This is a genomic window from Caballeronia sp. GAWG1-5s-s (assembly GCF_023631445.1).
Classification (GTDB): Bacteria; Pseudomonadota; Gammaproteobacteria; order Burkholderiales; family Burkholderiaceae; genus Caballeronia.
The window spans coordinates 139,723-158,096 of sequence record NZ_JALQDC010000020.1 but is presented as its reverse complement, the minus strand read 5'-3'; the positions used below and the strand labels follow the sequence as shown (position 1 = coordinate 158,096).

Here is an 18,374-nt window from a genome sequence, read left to right as displayed (position 1 = left end):
CCATTCAGCGTGACCGGCTGTGCACTCAGAACGGCGAGTTCGGGAAATAGAACTGCTTTGCGTTGTCCTTCGTGATGAGCACCGAAGGAATGATGGTCGTCGGCGGCAGCTTGTCGCCCTTCAGACGCGCTTCGGCCGTGAGCTTGATCGCGTCGTAGATGAACTTCGGCGAGTACGAGACGTCCGCCTTCACGCGCTGGTCGCCGTCCATGATGCGCTTGACCGCTTCCTTCGATCCCGCGCCGCCGAACACTTCCTTGATATCCGTGCGGTGCGCCTGATCGATCGCCTTCAGCACGCCGATCATCATGTCGTCGTCGGCGGCCCAGACGGCGTCGATATGCTTGAAGCGCGTCAGATAGTCCTGCATCACCTTGAACGCGTCGTCGCGGTTCCAGTTCGCGTACTTCGCATCCAGAATCTTGATGTCCGGATGCTGCTTCATCACGCCTTCAAAAGCGGTCCAGCGTTCGTTGTCGAGCGTCGTCGGAATGCCGCGCAGCGCGACAATATCGCCCTTGCCGTTCAGCGTCTTCGCCAGATATTCGGCGGGCAGCTTGCCGAACGCGGTGTTGTCGCCAGCAACATACGCGTCTTGCGCGCTGGTGTCGGTGAGGCCGCGATCGACCACGGTCACGTACACGCCCTTCTTCTTCACCTGCGCGACCGGTTGCGTGAGCGACGCGGATTCGAACGGGAAGATCACGAGCGCGTTGATCTTGTTGACCGTCACGAGATCCTGTAGCTGATTGGCCTGCTCCGGGGCGCCGGACGCCGTTTTCACGATGATCTTGAGATCGGGATGCGCCTTCTCCAGTTCCTTCTTGGCCTCGTTCGCCCACCAGACGATGCCGCCCGTGAAGCCGTGCGTGGCCGTCGGAATGGCGACGCCGAGCACGACCTTGTCGGCGGCGAAGGCGGACGATGCCGTGGCGAACGCGCTCGCCGCGAGCGTCAGCGCGCCGAGCGCGCGAAGCAGTTTTTTCATGACGATGTCTCCTGTTATTCGAAGTAGAAAGTTACCGACGGCCACGCTGCAAGAAGGCTACAAAGATGATCACGGCGCCCTGCACCGCCGCGTTCAGATACACGCTGATGATGCTCGTGAGGTTCAAAATGTTGTTGATGACCGAAAGCAGGATCGCGCCGATGACCGTGCCGATCACGCGCCCTTCGCCGCCCTTGAGCGCCGTGCCGCCGACCACCACGGCGGCGATCGCTTCGAGTTCCCACAAGAGGCCGGTCGTCGGCGTAGCTGACCCTAACCGCGGCACGTAGAGCACGGTCGCCACGGCCACGCACAGTCCGAGCAGCACATAGGTCGCGATCTTCACGTTATCGACGCGAATGGCCGCATAGCGCGCGACCTGTTCGTTCGAGCCGATGGCTTGCACGTGCCGCCCGAACACCGTGCGGTTCAACACGAGCGCGCCGCCCGCCGCGACGATCGCGAAGATCCAGATCGGCACCGGCACGCCGAAGAGGCTCGCGTAATACACGGGGCCGTAGAGATCGACGAGCGAATTGTCGAGCGTGAGCGCGCCGCCGTCCGCGAGCCACGTCAGAAGCGCTCGAAACACGCCGAGCGTGCCGAGCGTCACGATGAACGGCTCGATACGCCCTTTGGTCACGAGCAGTCCGTGCGCGAAGCCGAAGAGCGCGCCCAACACGAGCGCGAGCACGATGCCGAGCGCGACGATCAGAAGCGGCGGCAGCGCATGCCCGTGCACGCCCTGAAGCAGGCCGTTCATCATGAAGATCATGCTGCCCGCGATGAGCGCGGCCATCGATCCGACGGACAAGTCGATGCCGCCCGAGATGATGACGAAGGTCATGCCGACCGCGATGATGCCGATGAACGACGTGCGCGTGAGCACGTTCATCGCGTTGTCGAAGGTGGCGAAGTCGCCGTTCAACAGCGTGCCGCCGATGCACAGCGCGATGAGCCCGATCAGCGGCCCGACGCCGAGCAGAAACCGCGCGACGGCGGTGAGGCGGCTTTCTTGCGCGGTGTCTTCAGTGTGTGCCGGTCGCATGCGCGATCAACCTCTCTTCGGTCAGAAGGTCCATGCCGAGCGTCGCGACCAGTTCGCCCGCGCGCATCACGGCGACGCGATGGCACAGCCCGATCAGTTCGATCAGCTCGGAAGAAATGACGATCACCGCGCGGCCTTCGGCGGCGAGGCGGTGAATCAGAAAATAGATGTCGCGTTTCGCGCCGACATCGACGCCGCGCGTGGGTTCGTCGAGCACGACCACGCGCGGATCGGGATGCAGGAACTTCGCGAGCGCCAGTTTCTGCTGATTGCCGCCCGAGAGCATGCGGGCGCGGCTGCGCGTATTGCCGGTGCGAATGCCGAAGTCCTTGACCGCGAGCGTCAGCGCGTCGCGCTCGGCGCGTGCATCGATGAGCGGCCGCGCGTAGCGTTCCAGCGTCATCATCGTCAGGTTGTCCTTGAGCGCCATGTCCACGTGCAGGCCGCGTCCCTTGCGGTCTTCGCTCAAGTACGTGATGCCGTGGCGCATCGCGTCGCGCGGGTTCTTGAGCTTCACGGTCTCGCCTTCGATGGCGATGCGCCCCGCCGCGAGCGGCCGCAAGCCGACGAGCGCCTCGAACAGTTCCGTGCGTCCCGCGCCGACGAGCCCCGCGAAGCCGAACACTTCGCCCTGGCGCACGGAAAAGCTCACGCCTTCGGCCCATCCGGGCACGGACGCGCCTTCCACCTGAAACGCGAGCGGCGCGTCGGCGGCGAGCGCGGGCTTCTCGGGAAACATGTCGGAGACTTCGCGGCCTACCATCAGGTTCGCCATTTCGCGGCGCGTGAGGTCGGCGGTCGGCGCGCGCGCGACGAAGCGGCCATCGCGCATCACGATCACTTCGTCGGTCACGCGTTCCACTTCGTCGAGTTTGTGCGAGATATAGACGATCGTCGTGCCCGCCTCCTTCAGGCGCGCCATCAGCGCGAAGAGGCGCTGCGTTTCCGATGGCGTCAGCGTGGCGGTCGGCTCGTCCATGATGAGCAGGCGCGTGTCGCGCAGCATGGCCTTCGCGATCTCGACAAGCTGCTTCTCCGCGACGATCAACTCGCGCACTTTCGTGTCCGGATTCTTGTGCAGGCCGACTTCGCCTAGCGCGGCGCGGGCGTCCTCGCGCATCGCGGGTTCATCGAGGAAGAAGCCTTTGCGCAGCTCGTGGCCGAGAAACATGTTCTGCGTGATGCTCAGATGATCCGCGAGATTCAGTTCCTGGTGAATGAGCACGATGCCCGCGCGTTCGGCGTCGCGCGAACTTGCGAACGCGGCGGGCGTGCCGTCGATCAGCACGTCGCCGGCGCTCGCGCGCTCGTAGCCCGCGAGGATTTTCATGAGCGTGGACTTGCCCGCGCCGTTTTCGCCGAGCAAGCCGTAGATGCGCCCCGGCGCGAGATCGAAGCTCACGCCGTGGAGCACGCGCACCGGGCCGAAGTTCTTCTCGACTGCGTCGAAGCGCACGGCAAGGGTCATCGTCAGGCGCTCCTTCTTTGTATCAGGCGATGCGGCAGCAGCACGCCCGGCACCTCCGCGCGCGGATCGCGCAGGCGCTTGAGCAAGAGTTCCGCCGCCGTCTCGCCGAGCGCGCGCATCGGCTGCGCGACGGTCGTAAGCGGCGGCACGGCGTGGGCGGCCACCGCGATGTCATCGAAGCCGACGACTGCGACATCTTCCGGCACGCGCAGCCCCGCGCTGCGCAGGCCGTTCAGCACGCCGATGGCGAGCGTATCCGACACGGCGAAGATGGCGGTCGGCCGGTCGCGCCCGAGCGACGCGAGCTGCCGGGCGGCGCGCTCGCCGGCGTCGTAATCGAGGCTGTCCAGTTCGACTTGCCACGCCGGATTCGCGACGATGCCCGCGGCCTGCAGCGCATCGCGATACCCCGCGAGGCGCTGCCGGCCATACAGATAGCCTTCGCCCGAGTTGATCAGCGCGATGCGCTCGTGGCCCTTGTCCAACAGATAACGCACGACATCGCCTGCGGCAAGATGGTTGTCGATGCCCACGTAAGGCACGCGCGCGGCCGGATCGAATTCGCAGCACGCCACCCACGGCAGCGTCGACGCCTGCTCGACGAGTGCCTTCTGCACGGCGGCAGGGTCGAGACAGATCGCGCCGTCCGCGCGACGCCCGCGCAGCAGGTCGAAGTAGCTGCGCTCGCGCAATGGGTCGGCGCCCGTGTCGCAGAGAAGCATGAAGTAGCCGTTCTGCCGCGCGACGGTGTCGATGCCGCGCACGATTGCCGCATAGAACGGGTTGCCGAAGTCGGGGACCATCGTGAGAAGCAGGCGGCTTTCGGCCGTGCGCAGATTGCGCGCAAGTTCGTTCACGCGATAGCCGCTCGCCGCGACCGCCTCGCGCACTTTCTCGCGCGTGGCCTCGCGCACATTGCTGTGGCTATTGAGCACGCGCGACACCGTGGCGACGGACACGCCGGCACGCCGGGCAACGTCGGCAATCGATACTTCCTCGGGAGGACGCACGGGATCGGACATGCTGCGCGCCGGGCGGCGAACGAAATGTAATGGATTACATTATTCGACGGTGTTCGTCCGGAAGGCAACCCGAATCGGATAGGGATAAACGCCTAAGCGAAAATTCGACGGCTCGTGTCGATCGCGCGGCGGCGTGCGCGTCGTAAGGTGTGAGCGCGCGAAACCGCGCGTTTGTCGACCTCGAACAGGAGCACTCCCATGCGATTCATGATGCTGATGATCCCGCGCGGCTACGAAAGCGCGGAGCCGGGCGCGATGCCGAGCGCTGAAGCCGTCGCCGCGATGATGAAGTATAACGAAGAGTTGCAGAAGGCCGGCGTGCTGCTGGCGCTCGACGGACTGCATCCGCCGTCGATGGGCGCGCGCGTCACGTTCGAAGGCGGCAAGCCGCGCGTGACCGACGGGCCGTTCGCGGAGGCGAAGGAAGTGCTCGGCGGCTACTGGATGATTCAGGTGAAGTCGCGCGAAGAGGCGATCGAATGGGCGAAGCGGTGCCCTGCTTCGGCGAACGAGATCATCGAAGTGCGCCAAGTTCAGGAGTTCGGCGACTTCCCGCCCGACGTGCAGGAAGCCGCCGCCGGCTTCGAAGAAATGCAGAAGGCGCAGAAGCCGGCTTAACCGGGAATGCCGGTGATGTAGATCGGCTTCGCGGTGGACAGCGACTGCTTGACGCCGCGGCCGGTGTCATCCACGAGCACTTCTTCTTCGTCGCGCTCGACAGCCGCGAGCACTTGCTCGACCACGCTCGCGGGCGAGATCTTCGGCGCGCTGACTTCCGCGACCATGTCGGTGTCGATGTAGCCCGGATGCACGCCGACCACGAGCGTGCCTTGTTCGCGCAACTCGCCGCGCAGCGCGTTGGTCACCGCCCACGCCGCCGACTTCGACGCGCTGTAAGCGCCGGCGTCCGGCAGCGCGACCCAGCTCAGCACGGACAGCACGTTGATGACCGCGCCGCCGCCGTTCTTCTTGAGCGTGGGCGCGAACGCCTGCGTCACGGCGAGCGGGCCGATCACGTTGACTTCGAAAAGATCGCGCATGTCTTGCGTCGATGCCGGATCGACCAGCGCGCCGCGCGCCAACGCCCCCGCGTTGTTGACGACGATCTGCACGTCCGTGTACTTGGCCGCGGCTTCGGCGATGTCGGCGGGCTTCGTGACGTCGAGGCGGATGGCTTCGACGCCTTCGATATCCACGCTGCCCGGATCGCGCGCCGCCGCATAAACCTTGGCGGCGCCCGCCTGCAACAGCGACTTCGCAAACTGCTTGCCGAGACCGCGATTCGCGCCGGTGACGAGTACGACCTTTCCCTTGATCTGCATGACTGCTCCTGTTAGTGCATATGCACTTTGGCCGACATGAAAAAGGCACGCGGTTCTGCGTGCCCGGTTTCGTTGATTCAATCCATTGCGGTGATTTCGAACAGCATCTGACGCAGCGACTTCGCGCGCTTCTCGCCGTATTTCTGCTCGAATTCCGCCTGCGCCGTCCGCCACTTCTCGACGCCCTGCGCGAGCAGCGCCTTGCCCGCCGCCGTCAACGTGAGACCGACCGCGCGCGAATTCGGCGACTGCTGATCCGCCTGCACCATGCCGTCGCGCTGAAGCGGCTTGAGCGCGCGCACGAGCGTCGTGCGGTCCATGACCATGGCGTCCGCGAGTTCGACCATCTGCACGCCGGGCTTGCGCGCAATCGACGCGAGCAGCGTGAATTGCGCCGAAGTCAGGCCGACTTCGCCCATGTGCCGCTCGTAGAGTTGCGACACATAACGCGCGGCCTGCCGGATGGCGAAGCAGTTGCAGTCGAGAGGAGATGAGTGCGTTGACATGACTCGTAGCTTATATGTGTATATGCACTCGTGTCAAATGGCGCGTTTTCATCGGCGTGATAGGCGCAGCGCATGACGCGGCACGAATCGTCGCGCACCCAGGCTCGGCGAAACGCGTGACGCCGCGCCGCGTCTGAAGAAGCGCCCTGCCGCGCCTGTGCCGAAATCCGCAGTCGCCGCGCGACGAATCGACAAGACGCGGCCAATTTGGCTTCCTACATTGCGCTTGTCCGCCGTCATGCGGGCCCGGATGCGACTTTCGCCGCGACGAGGGCAACTCCGTCTTGCGGGCGGGTAATTGGTCATGTTCCATGCAGTAGCCGCGTTCCTGGATTGCCAAACCACAAAAGGAGAGGAAACCATGCGTATCCGTACGAGCGTCAAACCCTTGGCATGGCTGGTGGCGTGCGCGAGCGCCGCACTCGCCGCCGCGCCCATGACCGCCGCCGCCGAAGACGTCACGGTCAAGATCGGCTTCGCCGCGCCGCTCACGGGCGCGAACGCGGGCTACGGGAAGGATCTCCAGAACGGCGTGCAGCTCGCGCTCGACGAGGCGAACGCCAAGAAGATCAGCATCGGCGGCAAGACGGCGAAGTTCGAGATTCAGGCGGAAGACGATCAGGCGGACCCGCGCGTCGGCGTGCAGGCGGCGCAGAAGCTCGTCGATGACGGCGTGGCCGTCGTCGTCGGTCATTTCAATTCGGGCACGACGCTGCCCGCTTCGCCCATCTACAACAACGCCGGCATTCCGATGATCGATCCGGCCGCGACGAATCCGACCATCACGACGCGCGGCCTCGAGAACGTGTTCACGGTGATTTCCAGCGACGCGCAGAACGCGGGCAATGCCGGCGCGTACGCCGTCACGACGACGAAAGCAAAGCGCATCGCGATCATCGACGACCGGACGGCCTTCGGTCAGGGCGAAGCCGACGAGTTCGAGAAAGCGGTGAAAGCGAAAGGCGGCAATATCGTCGGCCGCGAATTCAGCGACAACCAGACCGTCGATTTCAGCGCGCAACTCACGCGCATCAAGTCCCTCAACGCGGACCTGATCTTCTTCGGCGGACTGGACCGGCAAGCGGCGGCGGTCGTCAAGCGCATGAAGCAGCTCGGCGTCAACGCGCAGTTCGTAGGCGGCGGCGGCGTGATGGACGCCGACTTTCTAAAGCTCGCGGGCGACGCCGCCGAAGGCGCGCAGGCGTGGGAATACGGCAGCCCGCTCGACAAGCTGCCGCAAGGCAAGGCGTTCAGCGACAAGTTCCAGAAGCGCTTCGGCGTCGCGATTCTGTCGTACGCGCCGTTCGGCTACGACGCGGCGTGGGCCGCCATCCACGCAATGGACAAGGCGAAATCCGCGGATCCGAAGGTGTATCGGCCGGTGCTGAAGAAGATTTCGTTCGAGGGCATCACGGGTCCCATTGCGTTCGACGACAACGGCGCGCTGAAGAACGCGTCATCGACGCTGTATCAGGTGAAGAACGGGCAATGGGAAACCGTCGTCACCAAGCACGGCATGTAGGCACTATTGAGGACGCAGGTTGTCGCGCGTGGCCGCGGCTTCGCCGTTCAGCCACTGCGCGAACTGCTGCAACGCGGGCGACGGCGCCGGCCGCTCCGGATAGACGAGGTAGTAGGCCGCGCCGCTAGGCACGCGCAACGCGAATGGCGCGATCACGCGTTTCGCGCGCAGGTCTTCTTCGATCAGCGAGACATCGCCAATCGTGACGCCCAGGCCCTGCATCGCCGACGAGATCGCGAGGTCGAGCGTGTCGAAATGCTGCGCCTTCGCGGACGGCAAGCCGTCGTAGCCGTACGCGCCGAGCCACAAGAGCCAGTCGCGGCGATCGCGCGTCGGGTGCAGCAGCGTCTGGCCCGCGAGGTCGTCGGGCGTCGGCTCCGCGTTGCCGCGCGGTTTCCAGAGTTCGGGCGCGCAGACCGGCGTGAGCACTTCATCGAACAGATGATGCACCGTCAGGCCCTTGCCCGACGGCTTCGCGGACGTCGGACTGAAGACGATGGCGGCGTCGAACTGTTCGGCATTGAACTCGACGCCGTGCGACACCGACGCCGTCACTTCCACGACCTGTTCGGGCCGCTCGTTCTGCAGGCGGATCACGCGCGGCAGCACCCAGCGCATCGCGCAGGTCGGACACTTGACGCGCAAGGTTCCCGAGGCGCTGCCGCCCTTGGCGAGCGCGTCGCCGATCTGCGCGAACGCCTGCTGCAACGGCGCGATGAGCAGCGCGCCGTGATGCGTGAGCGCAAGCCCGCGCGCCTGCCGCACGAACAGCGCGTAGCCGAGCTGCGCCTCCAGTCCCGCGATTTGCCGGCTGACCGCGCCCTGCGTCACGTTGAGCGCATCGGCGGCGCGCGTGAAGTTCAGCTTCTGGGCGACCACGAGAAAAGTCTTGAGAACGTCGAGCGAGGGCAGCGGTTTCATCGGGTTAACGAAAGGAGCCATGAGCGGCGCACATGGCTAGTATGACAAAGTTTCGATTGTCGGCCGTTTATTGCCGCGGTTGAATCGTCGCACTGTCTATTGGAGCGAGCCGTCGTGCACAGCGCCTGTATTCCCGAATCGAAGCTGCCGAAAGTCGGCACCACCATTTTTACCGTGATCGGCCAGCTTGCCGAAGAGCATCACGCGCTGAATCTGTCGCAAGGCGCGCCGAATTTCGCGTGCGATCCGAGGCTCGTCGAAGGCGTCACGCGAGCCATGCAGGCAGGACATAACCAGTATTCGCCGATGTCCGGCGTGCTGGCGCTGCGCGAGGCCATCGCGTTGAAGACGCAGAAAGTCTACGGCGCGCAGTACGATCCGGGCACGGAAGTGACCGTGGTCGCGAGCGCGAGCGAAGGGCTGTACGCGAGCATCAGCGCGCTCGTGCATCCCGGCGACGAGGTGATCTACTTCGAACCGTCGTTCGACAGCTACGCGCCGATCGTGCAGCTTCAGGGCGCGACGCCGATCGCGATCAAGCTGTCGCCGGAAAATTTCCGCATCGACTGGGACGAAGTCGCCGCCGCCATCACGCCGAAGACGCGGATGATCCTCGTCAACACGCCGCACAATCCGACGGGCAGCGCGTTCACGCCCGCCGACATCGAGCGGCTCACGGCGCTCACGCGCGATACGAAGATCGTCGTGCTGTCGGACGAAGTGTACGAGCACGTCGTGTTCGACGGCGCGCCGCATCACGGCATGGCGCGTTATCCGGCGCTCGCCGAACGCAGCGTGATCGTGTCGTCGTTCGGCAAGTCGTATCACGTGACGGGCTGGCGCGTCGGCTATTGCCTCGCGCCCGCCGCGCTGACCGCCGAGATCCGCAAGATTCACCAGTTCATGACCTTCTCCGCCGACACGCCGATGCAAATGGCGTTCGCCGAGGCGCTCGCGGACGAATCGAGCTATCTGAATCTCGGGCCGTTCTATCAGCATAAGCGCGACGTGCTCGCCCGCGCGCTCGCCGGCTCGCGTTTCGAACTGTTGCCGAGCGCAGGCAGTTTCTTCATGCTCGCGCGCTACAGCGCCATCTCGGACGCGCCCGACAGCGATTTCGTGCTGCGGCTGATCCGCGAGGCGCGCGTCGCGACCATTCCGCTGTCCGCGTTCTACACGGACGGCACCGACAATCGCCTGATTCGCCTGTCGTTCGCGAAGGACGACGATACGCTCATCGAAGGCGCGCGCCGCCTTTGCCAGATTTAGCCCTTTGATTTCCCGGAGACCACGATGAAGAAGAACCACCTCGCCGCCGCGCTTTTCGTCGCGTGCTCGCTCGCGAGCGGCGCGGCGCTCGCCGCCGACACCCTGCGCTTCGGCGTCGAAGCGCAATACCCGCCGTTCGAATCGAAATCGGCGACGGGCGAACTGCAAGGACTCGATATCGACGTGGGCAACGCCGTCTGCGCCGCCGCGAAGATGCAGTGCAAATGGGTCGAAACGTCGTTCGACGGCCTGATTCCCGCGCTGCAGGGCCGCAAGTTCGACGCGATCAATTCCGCGATGAACGCCACCGAGCAGCGCCGTCAGGCGATCGACTTCACGACGGTCGTGTATCGCGTGCCGACGCAACTCATCGCGAAGACGGGCAGCGGGATCGAACCGACGGCGGCGGCGCTGAAAGGCAAAAGCGTGGGCGTGCTGCAAGGCTCGATTCAGGAGACGTTCGCCAAGGCGCACTGGGAGAATGAAGGCGTGAAGATCGTGCCGTATCAGGACCAGAATCAGGTCTATGCGGACCTCAAGTCCGGCCGTCTCGACGCGACGCTCGTGCTCGCGCCCGCCGGACAAAGCGGCTTCCTCTCGAAGCCGGACGGCGAAGGCTTCTCGTTCGCCGGCGCGCCGGTGCGCGACGACAAGATTCTCGGCAGCGGCATCGCGTACGGCATCCGCAAGGGCGACGATGCGCTGAAGACCAAGCTCGACGCGGCCATCGCGAAGGTGAAGGCGGACGGCACCATCGACAAGTACGCGAAGAAGTATCTCGGCAACATCGACATTTCAGCGAAGTAAGCTGCGGGCGGCGGCTCTGCAGCTTTTTTGAAGCGCAGGCACACTGGCGGATTCGTTGACATCCGGCCGCGACCTGAACGTCGCGGCGCTTCGCCGGGAGATGCATGAGCACGCCGCCGCAAACCACCGCCGCACCGCCTCCGCCGCCGCTCAAGGGCGGCCAACTCGTGCTCGCCACCTTTGCCGTGGCGCTCGCGACCTTCATGAACGTGCTCGACTCGTCGATCGCCAACGTCGCGATTCCGACGATCTCCGGCAACCTCGGCGTGTCAGTGAACGAGGGCACGTGGGTCATCACCGTGTTCGCGGCGTCGAACGCGGTTTCCATTCCGCTGACCGGCTGGCTCACGCAACGGCTCGGGCAGATCCGGCTTTTCGTCGGCGCGATTCTGATGTTCGTGCTGTCGTCGTGGCTCTGTGGGCTCGCGCCGAATTTGCCGGTGCTGCTGATTGCCCGCGTGCTGCAAGGCGCGGTGGCCGGGCCGCTGATTCCGCTTTCGCAGGCCATTCTGCTCGGCTCGTATCCGAAAGAGAAAGCGTCGATGGCGCTCTCCCTCTGGGCGATGACCGCGACCGTCGGGCCGATTGCCGGCCCCGCGCTCGGCGGCTGGATCACCGACAGCTATTCGTGGTCGTGGATCTTCTACATCAACATACCGGTGGGCATCTTCGCGGCGGGCGTGACATGGTTCATCTACCGCACGCGTGAATCGCCGACGCGCAAGGCGCCGATCGACGTAATCGGGCTCGCGCTGCTCGTCGCGTGGGTGGCGTCGCTGCAGATCATGCTCGACAAGGGACGCGACCTCGACTGGTTCTCGTCACCGGTGATCGTCGTGCTGGCGATCGTCGCGGCCATTTCGTTCGCGTTCTTCGTCGTGTGGGAACTGACGGAGGCGAATCCGGTGGTGGACTTGCGGCTCTTCACCGGCCGCAATTTCTTCGGCGGCACGGTGGCGATTTCAGTGGCGTACGGCGTCTTCTTCGGCAACCTCGTGCTTCTGCCGCAGTGGATGCAGCAGTACCTGAACTACCGCTCCGTCGATGCCGGCCTCGTTACCGCGCCGCTCGGCGTCTTCGCCGTGATACTCGCGCCGATCATGGGCAAGATCCTGCCGCGCAGCGACGCCCGCGTGATCGCGACGATGGCGTTCATCGGCTTTGCGTTCGTGTTCTGGCTGCGCTCGAAATACGTGATCGAGATCGACACGTTCCATCTCGTGCTGCCGACGCTGCTTCAGGGCATTCCGATGGCGATGTTCTTCGTGCCTCTGACGGCCATCGTGCTGTCGGGCCTGCCGCCTTCGAAGATTCCGGCGGCGGCCGGTTTATCGAACTTCGCGCGAGTGTTTTGCGGCGCGGTGGGCACGTCGCTCGCCGGCAACGCGTGGGACGATCGCATCGCGCTGCATCACGAGCGGCTCACCGAGCAGGCCAACGCCTTCAATCCGACGTTCTGGCAGGCGCTCGGCGCGTCGCAATCGACGCTCGATATCAGCGAAGCACAGGCACGCGGCATGTTCAACTTCACCGTGAATTCGCAGGCCGCGATGATGGGCCTGAACGATATCTTCCTGATCTCGGCGGTGATCTTCATTCTGATCATCCCGCTTATCTGGATCACGAAGGTGGCGAAGGGCGGTGGAGGCGGGGCCGCGGCGGCGGCGCATTAGAGCGGAGGCGGGCCTCCGCTCAGTCAGGATAAAACTCCGGATCGAGAACCTGCGCCATCGGCCAGGGGCACGTCTCGGGAAACGCGTCGATATCCAGACCCGTTTCCGATTCCGCGAGATTGCGTGCGCGCGACCAGACCACGTCGATCCACGCCGCGTCGTCGAACTTTCCGCGCAGGCTCGGCGCTTCGTTGAGCGCGTACTCCACTTCTTTGCGCTGCGTGCGGATGGTATGGCTCCAGCTCTTGCTGCGTCTTGCGTGCTGATACGTCCACTTCAACAAATGCGCCAGCAACACCGACATCCGGCTCGCCAGTTCGCGTTGTTCGCTCTTGCCCACGTCCTCGATTTCCTCTGCGATATGCTCGATATCGATGGCCGTGAGCTTCCCTGCACGCAGCAGCGCGGCCTGTTCCCTGGCCCACGCGACAACGTCCTGCTCGTAAGGCGTTCCCATCGGCTGACTCCCGTCTTCTTTCGAATCTCCGGTTTGGCTCATCGTAATTCGCCCCTCGCTGTTCTTCGAGATCGTCCGTTCGGCTAACGCCGCTATTTCAGGCCTAGATCGACGCGGCTTCCCGCGCCTTTATCGTCGATGCCGTCGGCAGTCAGCTTCGGCGCGACCACGAAGATCCGGCTGCTGTCGATCTTGCCGTCGAAATATTCCTGCACCGCCTGCGCGCGCCGCTGCGCGAGGTCGCGCAACGACGCTTCGTCGACCGGCGCGTTCTGCAGCAGCGCAGCCTTCATGTCGGCATCCGGCACAGTCTTGGTCAAACCGATCATATTGCGCGGCTTCTTGAAATCGGCCGACTTGTAGACCTTCGTCAGGTACTTGTCGTAGTCGTCGCCGGACACCTTCACGCTCGCCCAGTCGACGTTTTCGCCATTGCCCGAAATGTCGCGCACCTTCGCGCGCTTCACCTGCGCGTCGAGCCACGCGCTGCGCAAGCCCGGTTCGTCCACCTTCGGATCGACGCGGCCCGTAACGTCCAGCCGGATCGACGGCTTGTCCGCGAGCGCCTTCGCGATGGTGTCGAGTTTCTTCTGCGCGGCATCGGTGAGCGTGGCCGAGCCGGCGTCGAATTCAACGTAGTTCAACTCCTCGCCGCTGCCGCCGAACGCATGCGCCAGCAGCGAGAACGGCGCGGTGACGGCCTTCTGCACGAGGTTCAGAATGGCCTGCCACACGAGCCCGCCGACCGAAAATTCCGGATTCGACAGCGAGCCCGAAATCGGAATGTTCACGTCGATTTCGCCGCGCGAGTTCTTCAAGAGCGACACCGCGAGCCGCACCGGCAGCTTCGTCGCGCTCGGATTGTCGACGTGATCGCCGAAGGTCAACTGGTCGATGAACAGGTGGTTGTTCGCCGTCAGCTTGTCGTCGGCGAGCATGTAGTGCAGATCGACGTTCAGCTTGCCCTTGGTGATCGGGTAGCCCGCGTATTTCGCCGAATACGGCGTGAGGTTCGTCAACTCCACGTCGTGCGCGCTCGCGGTCAGATCGAGCGCGGGCTTCGCGATCAGCGGATTCACCTGCCCCTTGATCGACACCGGTCCGTTGGCCGCCAGCTTCGCGGTGACGTCGACGGGCGCGGGCGTCGTGGATTGCGTGCCGAACGCGCCGATGGTCCCGTTGATCGCCACGAGATTCGCCGTGTAGTTCGGCTTGATGAAGTTGTCGGTGTACGTGACGCGGCCGTTCTGCAAGACGAGCTCGCAGAAGCGCAGGTTCACCGGCGGCCCGGACTTCGCCGTGTCGGCGGGCGCGCTCGCGGCAACCGGCGCCGAGGCTGACACAGACGCCGCCGGCTGCGTCACCGACTGCGCCGCCGCGTGGTCGCTCGCCACGACGTTCTTCAGGTTCAGCTTGCCCTGCGCATCCAGCAGCACGCGCCCGTAGAAATTGGCGAACGTGACGCGCGCCGCCTCAACGTCCGTGCCGCGCTCGCCGTAGCTCGCCTTCAGATTCGTGAGGCCCAGCAGCTTCCAGCCGGCGAAGCGGTCGGACGTCGCCTTGTCGATCATGCGCACGTCGGTGAGCGACGCGTCGCCCTTGTACGACGCCGCGAGCGTCTTGCCGCTGCCCGACATCGTGACGTCGCCGTTCGCGTTGAGCGCCGCGCTCGCCAATTCGACGTTGAGCTTGTCGCCGAAATACGGCTCGAACGCGGACACATCCACCTGATCGCCCTTCACATGCAGCGCGACCTTGAGCGGACTGAGGGTGACATTGCCATTCACGGCGAGCGCGCCGCGGCCGTTCAGCGTGAGCTTGCCGTCGAGGGGAAGCGGCTTGGTCATGTCATCGCTGAACTGCCTGACATCGACCGACAGCGGCGCGACGCTCAGCTTCACCGGCCGCGCGACCGTTTCGTCGGTGAACGTGGCCGATGCGCCGTCCAGCCCGATCTGACCGATCTGATAGCGCCACGCCGGACCGGCCTGCTGCGCCTTCTGCACCTTGCGCGTCGCCGTTTGCTCGGGCGCGGCCTCGTGCGGTCCCGCGAGCGCCGCCAGATCGATGCTGCCGTCCTTGCGGCGCGTCGCCTCCAGCGCGAGGCCGCTCACCCGCACGCTGTCGAGCGCGGCGGTGCGCGCGGCCACGTCGACCTTGCCGATCTTCGCGACCGCCGATCCGAGCTTGATCGGCGCTGCGCCCGCCGCATTCGACGGAACGAGCGTGAGACCAGCGACCGTGACATCGCCCGCGCCGACCTGCGCGCCCGCATCGGGCTTCGACCAGTCGACCGACACCGGCAGATTCGCGCTCACCGTACCCGCGACGACGCGCGCCGCCACCATGTTCGCGATGTACGGCTGCAGCGGCGGGAGCGCCAACGCGTCGAGCGCGAGCTTCGCGTCTGCCGTGTGGGCGGCTAGCGTGACGTTGCCCGACGCCGCGAGCGTGCCGCCCTTGTCCGACGCCGTCTTGAGCGTGTAGCGCGCGGGCGTCTTGCCGAGCGTGGAGAAGCCGTCGAGCGTGACGGCGAGGTTCGTCAGCGCGGCTTCGACATGCTGCTTCAGCAGATCGTCGGCATACGCGAGGCGCCCGCCGTCGATGGCGAGATGGCCGATCGCGAGGTCGAGCGGCGGTGACTTGCTATCCGCGGGCTTCGTGGCTTCAGGCTTCGAAGGCGACGCGAGCTTTGTCACGTTGTACACGCCCGAGTCGTCGCGCGTGATATGCGCATCCGGCCCGGACAGCGTGATTTCGTCGAAGTGATAGACGCTGCGCAGCGGCTGCATATCCGCGATCTTGACGTGCAGCGCGCGAGCGGCGATGAGCGGCGCGTTCGCGCGGTCGGTCACGGCGGCGTCGGCGAGATCGGCGGTGCCGTCGATGCGGATGGTCGGCACGTCGCCCGCAATCGCGAAACGCACGTTCAGATCGGTCGAAAGCCGGCCGCTCTTGACCGCGACCGGCAGTGAGGCGGGCGCGTACGACGCCAATTGCGGCACGTCGAGCCCGTCGAGCGTCAGCGCGATTTCCGATTCGCGCGACTGCGCGAACGGCTTCGTGCGGCCCTTCAGCACGAGCGGCGAGCCGTCGATGCGCGCCTGCAAAAGCGGCGTCACGAAGATATCCGTGGCGGACGGCAATGTCGCGATGAACGGAATGCCGAGCGCGAAGCGGTCGATGGTGTGCTTGGTTTTCGTGAGCCTGTCGTCGACGACGATGCGGCCATTCTCGATCCGGATGTTCGACACCGAAAACCGCGCGGGCTTTTCCGAGGGCGGCGACGAAGGCTTCGAGAACTTCGCGATCAGATCGGAGAAATTGAAATGCTCGGCGTCGTACCGGACGATGTTGATGCGCGGCGAGTCGATCTTCAGTTCATCGATGACCGGCGCGAGCCGGAACAGCGACGTCCACGACGTGCGCACCACGAGCCGCGACACATCCACGAAGCCGGGCGCGTTCGGGCCTTGCGCGCGGGATTCGCCGATATGCACGTCATCGGCTTCGAAATCGAGCGTATAGGGATTGAGCGCGACGCGCCGGATGCTCACCGGGCGGTCGAGCTGTGTCGAAAGCTGCTGTTCGGCAACGTGCCGGATGACCGGCGGCGCGACGAAGAACCCGAGCAGCCCGATCACCAGCAGCGCGACGACGAACCCGATGGCGATGCGCCGCGTGCGGGGCGCGTGGACCACGCCGCGCAAGGTCTGCCCGGCCGTGGTGAACGTTGACTTCGTGGTGCTTGACATGCGATGCGCGGCGACGCGATGCGCGCATCGGCGCGGCGCGATCTCGCCGTCTCGGAAGGAGGATGCCCGAGTATACGACGATGCGCCGCGCCAACGTTGTCAAAACTCTTCGATGACGCGGCGCGAGAAGACGTGCGGGAAGACGCTATTGCCGCTGCACGGGCGGCGGCGCCCACGTGCCGTCGCTCGCCTGCGGCTTCGGCGCATAGAGCCGCATGGCCAGCTGGAACTCGCCCGCGGGCGCGGGCAGCCAGTTCGACGCTCGCGCCTTGCCCGGCGACTCCGACGACACGATCACGTCGATCGAGCCGTCGCGATTCTTCTTCAGGCGGTCGCGGTCGGAAAGGGACAGGCGCGGCACTTTGGCATCGGCGAGCGCGCCGTCTTTCGTGTAGGCCGTGAGCGTCCAGAAGCCGCGCACCGGCGGAAGCTGATTCGGCTCGAAGTGCAGCACGTAGTCGTTCGCGCCGTTCAGCGCGTGCCCATCGCTGTCGACGGATGCGACCGGCTTCGCTTCGCCGTCTTTCGTGCTCGTCGCCGTCTGCCGCCGCGCGAGATACGCGCGCAGCGTGTAGTCGGTGCCGTAGTTGCCGACGCCGTCGCCGAACCACGTCCAGCCGTTCTTCGTGATCGCGTTGGGCGGCACGGTCGAGAGCCGCTCGCGCGCCTCCGCGATGCCCGCGTCGAGCACCGGCGCGTCCGTCGTCTTGAACTGCACCGGCTCGCCGGGCTTCACGCCGATGGCGGCGAGACGGCTCATCGCGGGCGTGTCGGCGGTGGCGGGCGGGTTGTCGTCGAGCGAGCGGGCAAGACGCGCGAAGAAGGCCCTTGCGTCGAGCGATTCGGCCTGCGCGCCGGGCGATGCCGTCGGCGGCGCGGCGGGCAGCGGCGGCACCGCCGGCTGCTGCCCGCTGCTGCCGCCGGGCCACGCGCCGGTGACGGCAGGCGTCGCATCGGCGACGGAGCCTTTCGCGGGCGTGAGCGGCTCGATGCGCATCGCGGTTTGCAGCTTGCGCGCCTCGCGCACGTCGCGCGAGCCATTCACGCGCACGCGCACCGACAGCCACACGTAGCGCGTGCGGCACTCGACGCGCGTGGCATCCGCGGGCAGCGTGCCGCTGAAGCCCGCCGGCACGAACGCGATCGACTGCATCTTCGGATACGGCGTGGTATCGGCGCTCGAATAGAGCGCGTTGGTCCACGCGTCGAAGGCGCGCGCGTCCAGATATCGCCCGCGCGGCGCGGCGGGCAGCGAGACGATCACCGGATCGGCCGACACATCCAGCCATGCGGTCGAGTCGAGCGTATCGACGCTCGGCCAGCCCGCTGCGCCGACGGGCGGCAGCGCGCTCGCGTGGCGGAACGTATTGAGCGGCGCGCGGCCGGACTGCGCCGCGTTGCCGCTCGCGCGCTCGCGGGCGATGTCCGAGGCAACGAGCGGAAAGCCGAACGTGTAGGCATCCGCCACCTGGTCCTTCACCCAGCCGGTGCTGGCTTTGGCTTCGGGCGGCTTGTTCGCCGCGCAGCCGGACAGGAGGCTCGTTCCGGCGATGCTTGCGCCTAGACAGAAAGCGGCGTTGAGCGGGAAGGTCCAGCGTCGTGGTAGGTTCATTCGA

Annotated in this window: 15 protein-coding genes; 5 read left to right on the top strand and 10 right to left on the bottom strand. The window is 65.7% G+C overall.

What is annotated here, in order from left to right:
* Window positions 1-25: 25 nt before the first annotated feature.
* From NCR34_RS14145 to NCR34_RS14130, 4 genes are read right to left on the bottom strand one after another with little or no spacing between them, the layout of a single operon-like run.
* Window positions 26-988 (bottom strand): substrate-binding domain-containing protein, encoded by a 963-nt coding sequence (locus tag NCR34_RS14145; protein ID WP_248322915.1) that lies wholly within the window; start codon window positions 986-988, stop codon window positions 26-28.
* A gap of 31 nt (window positions 989-1,019) precedes the next feature.
* Window positions 1,020-2,036 (bottom strand): ABC transporter permease, encoded by a 1,017-nt coding sequence (locus NCR34_RS14140; RefSeq protein ID WP_175940872.1) that lies wholly within the window; start codon window positions 2,034-2,036, stop codon window positions 1,020-1,022.
* Window positions 2,017-3,504 (bottom strand): sugar ABC transporter ATP-binding protein, encoded by a 1,488-nt coding sequence (locus tag NCR34_RS14135; RefSeq protein ID WP_250500155.1) that lies wholly within the window; start codon window positions 3,502-3,504, stop codon window positions 2,017-2,019. Before NCR34_RS14135 ends, NCR34_RS14140 begins: the two co-directional genes overlap by 20 nt.
* A gap of 2 nt (window positions 3,505-3,506) precedes the next feature.
* On the bottom strand, window positions 3,507-4,526 hold the full coding sequence (locus NCR34_RS14130) for a LacI family DNA-binding transcriptional regulator (protein ID WP_175940870.1): 1,020 nt from the start codon (window positions 4,524-4,526) through the stop codon (window positions 3,507-3,509).
* A gap of 198 nt (window positions 4,527-4,724) precedes the next feature.
* Between NCR34_RS14130 and NCR34_RS14125 the strand changes: the two genes are divergently transcribed.
* Window positions 4,725-5,144, top strand: a complete 420-nt coding sequence (locus tag NCR34_RS14125; RefSeq protein WP_244849746.1) for a YciI family protein — start codon at window positions 4,725-4,727, stop codon at window positions 5,142-5,144.
* On the opposite strand, the gene NCR34_RS14120 is transcribed toward NCR34_RS14125, so the two are convergent.
* Both NCR34_RS14120 and NCR34_RS14115 read right to left on the bottom strand, forming a co-directional pair.
* Complete coding sequence (locus NCR34_RS14120) at window positions 5,141-5,848, bottom strand: SDR family oxidoreductase (protein ID WP_250500154.1); 708 nt, start codon at window positions 5,846-5,848, stop codon at window positions 5,141-5,143. The genes NCR34_RS14125 and NCR34_RS14120 overlap by 4 nt on opposite strands.
* 77 nt (window positions 5,849-5,925) lie before the next feature.
* Window positions 5,926-6,354, bottom strand: coding sequence for a MarR family winged helix-turn-helix transcriptional regulator (locus tag NCR34_RS14115; protein ID WP_175940867.1), 429 nt, complete (start codon window positions 6,352-6,354; stop codon window positions 5,926-5,928).
* Window positions 6,355-6,715: 361 nt separating this feature from the next.
* On the opposite strand from NCR34_RS14115, the gene NCR34_RS14110 reads away from it, so the two are divergent.
* On the top strand, window positions 6,716-7,876 hold the full coding sequence (locus NCR34_RS14110) for a branched-chain amino acid ABC transporter substrate-binding protein (RefSeq protein WP_250500153.1): 1,161 nt from the start codon (window positions 6,716-6,718) through the stop codon (window positions 7,874-7,876).
* A gap of 3 nt (window positions 7,877-7,879) precedes the next feature.
* On the opposite strand, the gene NCR34_RS14105 is transcribed toward NCR34_RS14110, so the two are convergent.
* Window positions 7,880-8,818, bottom strand: a complete 939-nt coding sequence (locus NCR34_RS14105; protein WP_250500152.1) for a LysR substrate-binding domain-containing protein — start codon at window positions 8,816-8,818, stop codon at window positions 7,880-7,882.
* A 93-nt stretch (window positions 8,819-8,911) separates the two neighbouring features.
* Here NCR34_RS14105 and NCR34_RS14100 point away from each other — a divergent pair, with 93 nt between their 5' ends.
* The 3 genes from NCR34_RS14100 (at window position 8,912) to NCR34_RS14090 (ending at window position 12,546) form a co-directional block, all read left to right on the top strand.
* A complete protein-coding gene (locus tag NCR34_RS14100) occupies window positions 8,912-10,066 on the top strand; it encodes a methionine aminotransferase (RefSeq protein WP_248322907.1) in 1,155 nt (384 codons plus the stop codon).
* A gap of 24 nt (window positions 10,067-10,090) precedes the next feature.
* Window positions 10,091-10,873 carry an ABC transporter substrate-binding protein gene (locus NCR34_RS14095; protein ID WP_250500151.1) on the top strand — a complete coding sequence of 261 codons (783 nt, stop codon included), beginning with the start codon at window positions 10,091-10,093 and terminating at the stop codon, window positions 10,871-10,873.
* A gap of 104 nt (window positions 10,874-10,977) precedes the next feature.
* Window positions 10,978-12,546: a DHA2 family efflux MFS transporter permease subunit gene (locus NCR34_RS14090; RefSeq protein WP_250500150.1), complete on the top strand. Its 1,569-nt coding sequence runs from the start codon at window positions 10,978-10,980 to the stop codon at window positions 12,544-12,546.
* Window positions 12,547-12,565: 19 nt separating this feature from the next.
* Here the strand turns inward: NCR34_RS14090 and NCR34_RS14085 are convergent, their stop codons facing one another.
* The 3 genes from NCR34_RS14085 to NCR34_RS14075 form a co-directional block, all read right to left on the bottom strand.
* Window positions 12,566-13,003 (bottom strand): DUF29 domain-containing protein, encoded by a 438-nt coding sequence (locus NCR34_RS14085; protein ID WP_250500149.1) that lies wholly within the window; start codon window positions 13,001-13,003, stop codon window positions 12,566-12,568.
* Between the two features lie 92 nt (window positions 13,004-13,095).
* On the bottom strand, window positions 13,096-16,758 hold the full coding sequence (locus tag NCR34_RS14080) for a DUF748 domain-containing protein (RefSeq protein ID WP_250500148.1): 3,663 nt from the start codon (window positions 16,756-16,758) through the stop codon (window positions 13,096-13,098).
* A gap of 145 nt (window positions 16,759-16,903) precedes the next feature.
* Entirely contained in the window at window positions 16,904-18,370 is a 1,467-nt protein-coding gene (locus tag NCR34_RS14075) for a DUF1254 domain-containing protein (RefSeq protein ID WP_250500147.1), read from the bottom strand.
* Window positions 18,371-18,374 lie beyond the last annotated feature (4 nt).

Bases quoted from the DNA above. Each gene is read 5' to 3' on its own strand.
- NCR34_RS14120 (WP_250500154.1), bottom strand. From the start codon at position 5,848: ATGCAGATCAAGGGAAAGGTCGTACTCGTCACCGGCGCGAATCGCGGT.
- NCR34_RS14085 (WP_250500149.1), bottom strand. From the start codon at position 13,003: ATGGGAACGCCTTACGAGCAGGACGTTGTCGCGTGGGCCAGGGAACAG.
- NCR34_RS14090 (WP_250500150.1), top strand. From the start codon at position 10,978: ATGAGCACGCCGCCGCAAACCACCGCCGCACCGCCTCCGCCGCCGCTC.
- NCR34_RS14095 (WP_250500151.1), top strand. From the start codon at position 10,091: ATGAAGAAGAACCACCTCGCCGCCGCGCTTTTCGTCGCGTGCTCGCTC.
- NCR34_RS14080 (WP_250500148.1), bottom strand. From the start codon at position 16,758: ATGTCAAGCACCACGAAGTCAACGTTCACCACGGCCGGGCAGACCTTG.
- NCR34_RS14140 (WP_175940872.1), bottom strand. From the start codon at position 2,036: ATGCGACCGGCACACACTGAAGACACCGCGCAAGAAAGCCGCCTCACC.
- NCR34_RS14105 (WP_250500152.1), bottom strand. From the start codon at position 8,818: ATGGCTCCTTTCGTTAACCCGATGAAACCGCTGCCCTCGCTCGACGTT.
- NCR34_RS14075 (WP_250500147.1), bottom strand. From the start codon at position 18,370: ATGAACCTACCACGACGCTGGACCTTCCCGCTCAACGCCGCTTTCTGT.
- NCR34_RS14145 (WP_248322915.1), bottom strand. From the start codon at position 988: ATGAAAAAACTGCTTCGCGCGCTCGGCGCGCTGACGCTCGCGGCGAGC.
- NCR34_RS14135 (WP_250500155.1), bottom strand. From the start codon at position 3,504: ATGACCCTTGCCGTGCGCTTCGACGCAGTCGAGAAGAACTTCGGCCCG.
- NCR34_RS14130 (WP_175940870.1), bottom strand. From the start codon at position 4,526: ATGTCCGATCCCGTGCGTCCTCCCGAGGAAGTATCGATTGCCGACGTT.
- NCR34_RS14125 (WP_244849746.1), top strand. From the start codon at position 4,725: ATGCGATTCATGATGCTGATGATCCCGCGCGGCTACGAAAGCGCGGAG.
- NCR34_RS14110 (WP_250500153.1), top strand. From the start codon at position 6,716: ATGCGTATCCGTACGAGCGTCAAACCCTTGGCATGGCTGGTGGCGTGC.
- NCR34_RS14115 (WP_175940867.1), bottom strand. From the start codon at position 6,354: ATGTCAACGCACTCATCTCCTCTCGACTGCAACTGCTTCGCCATCCGG.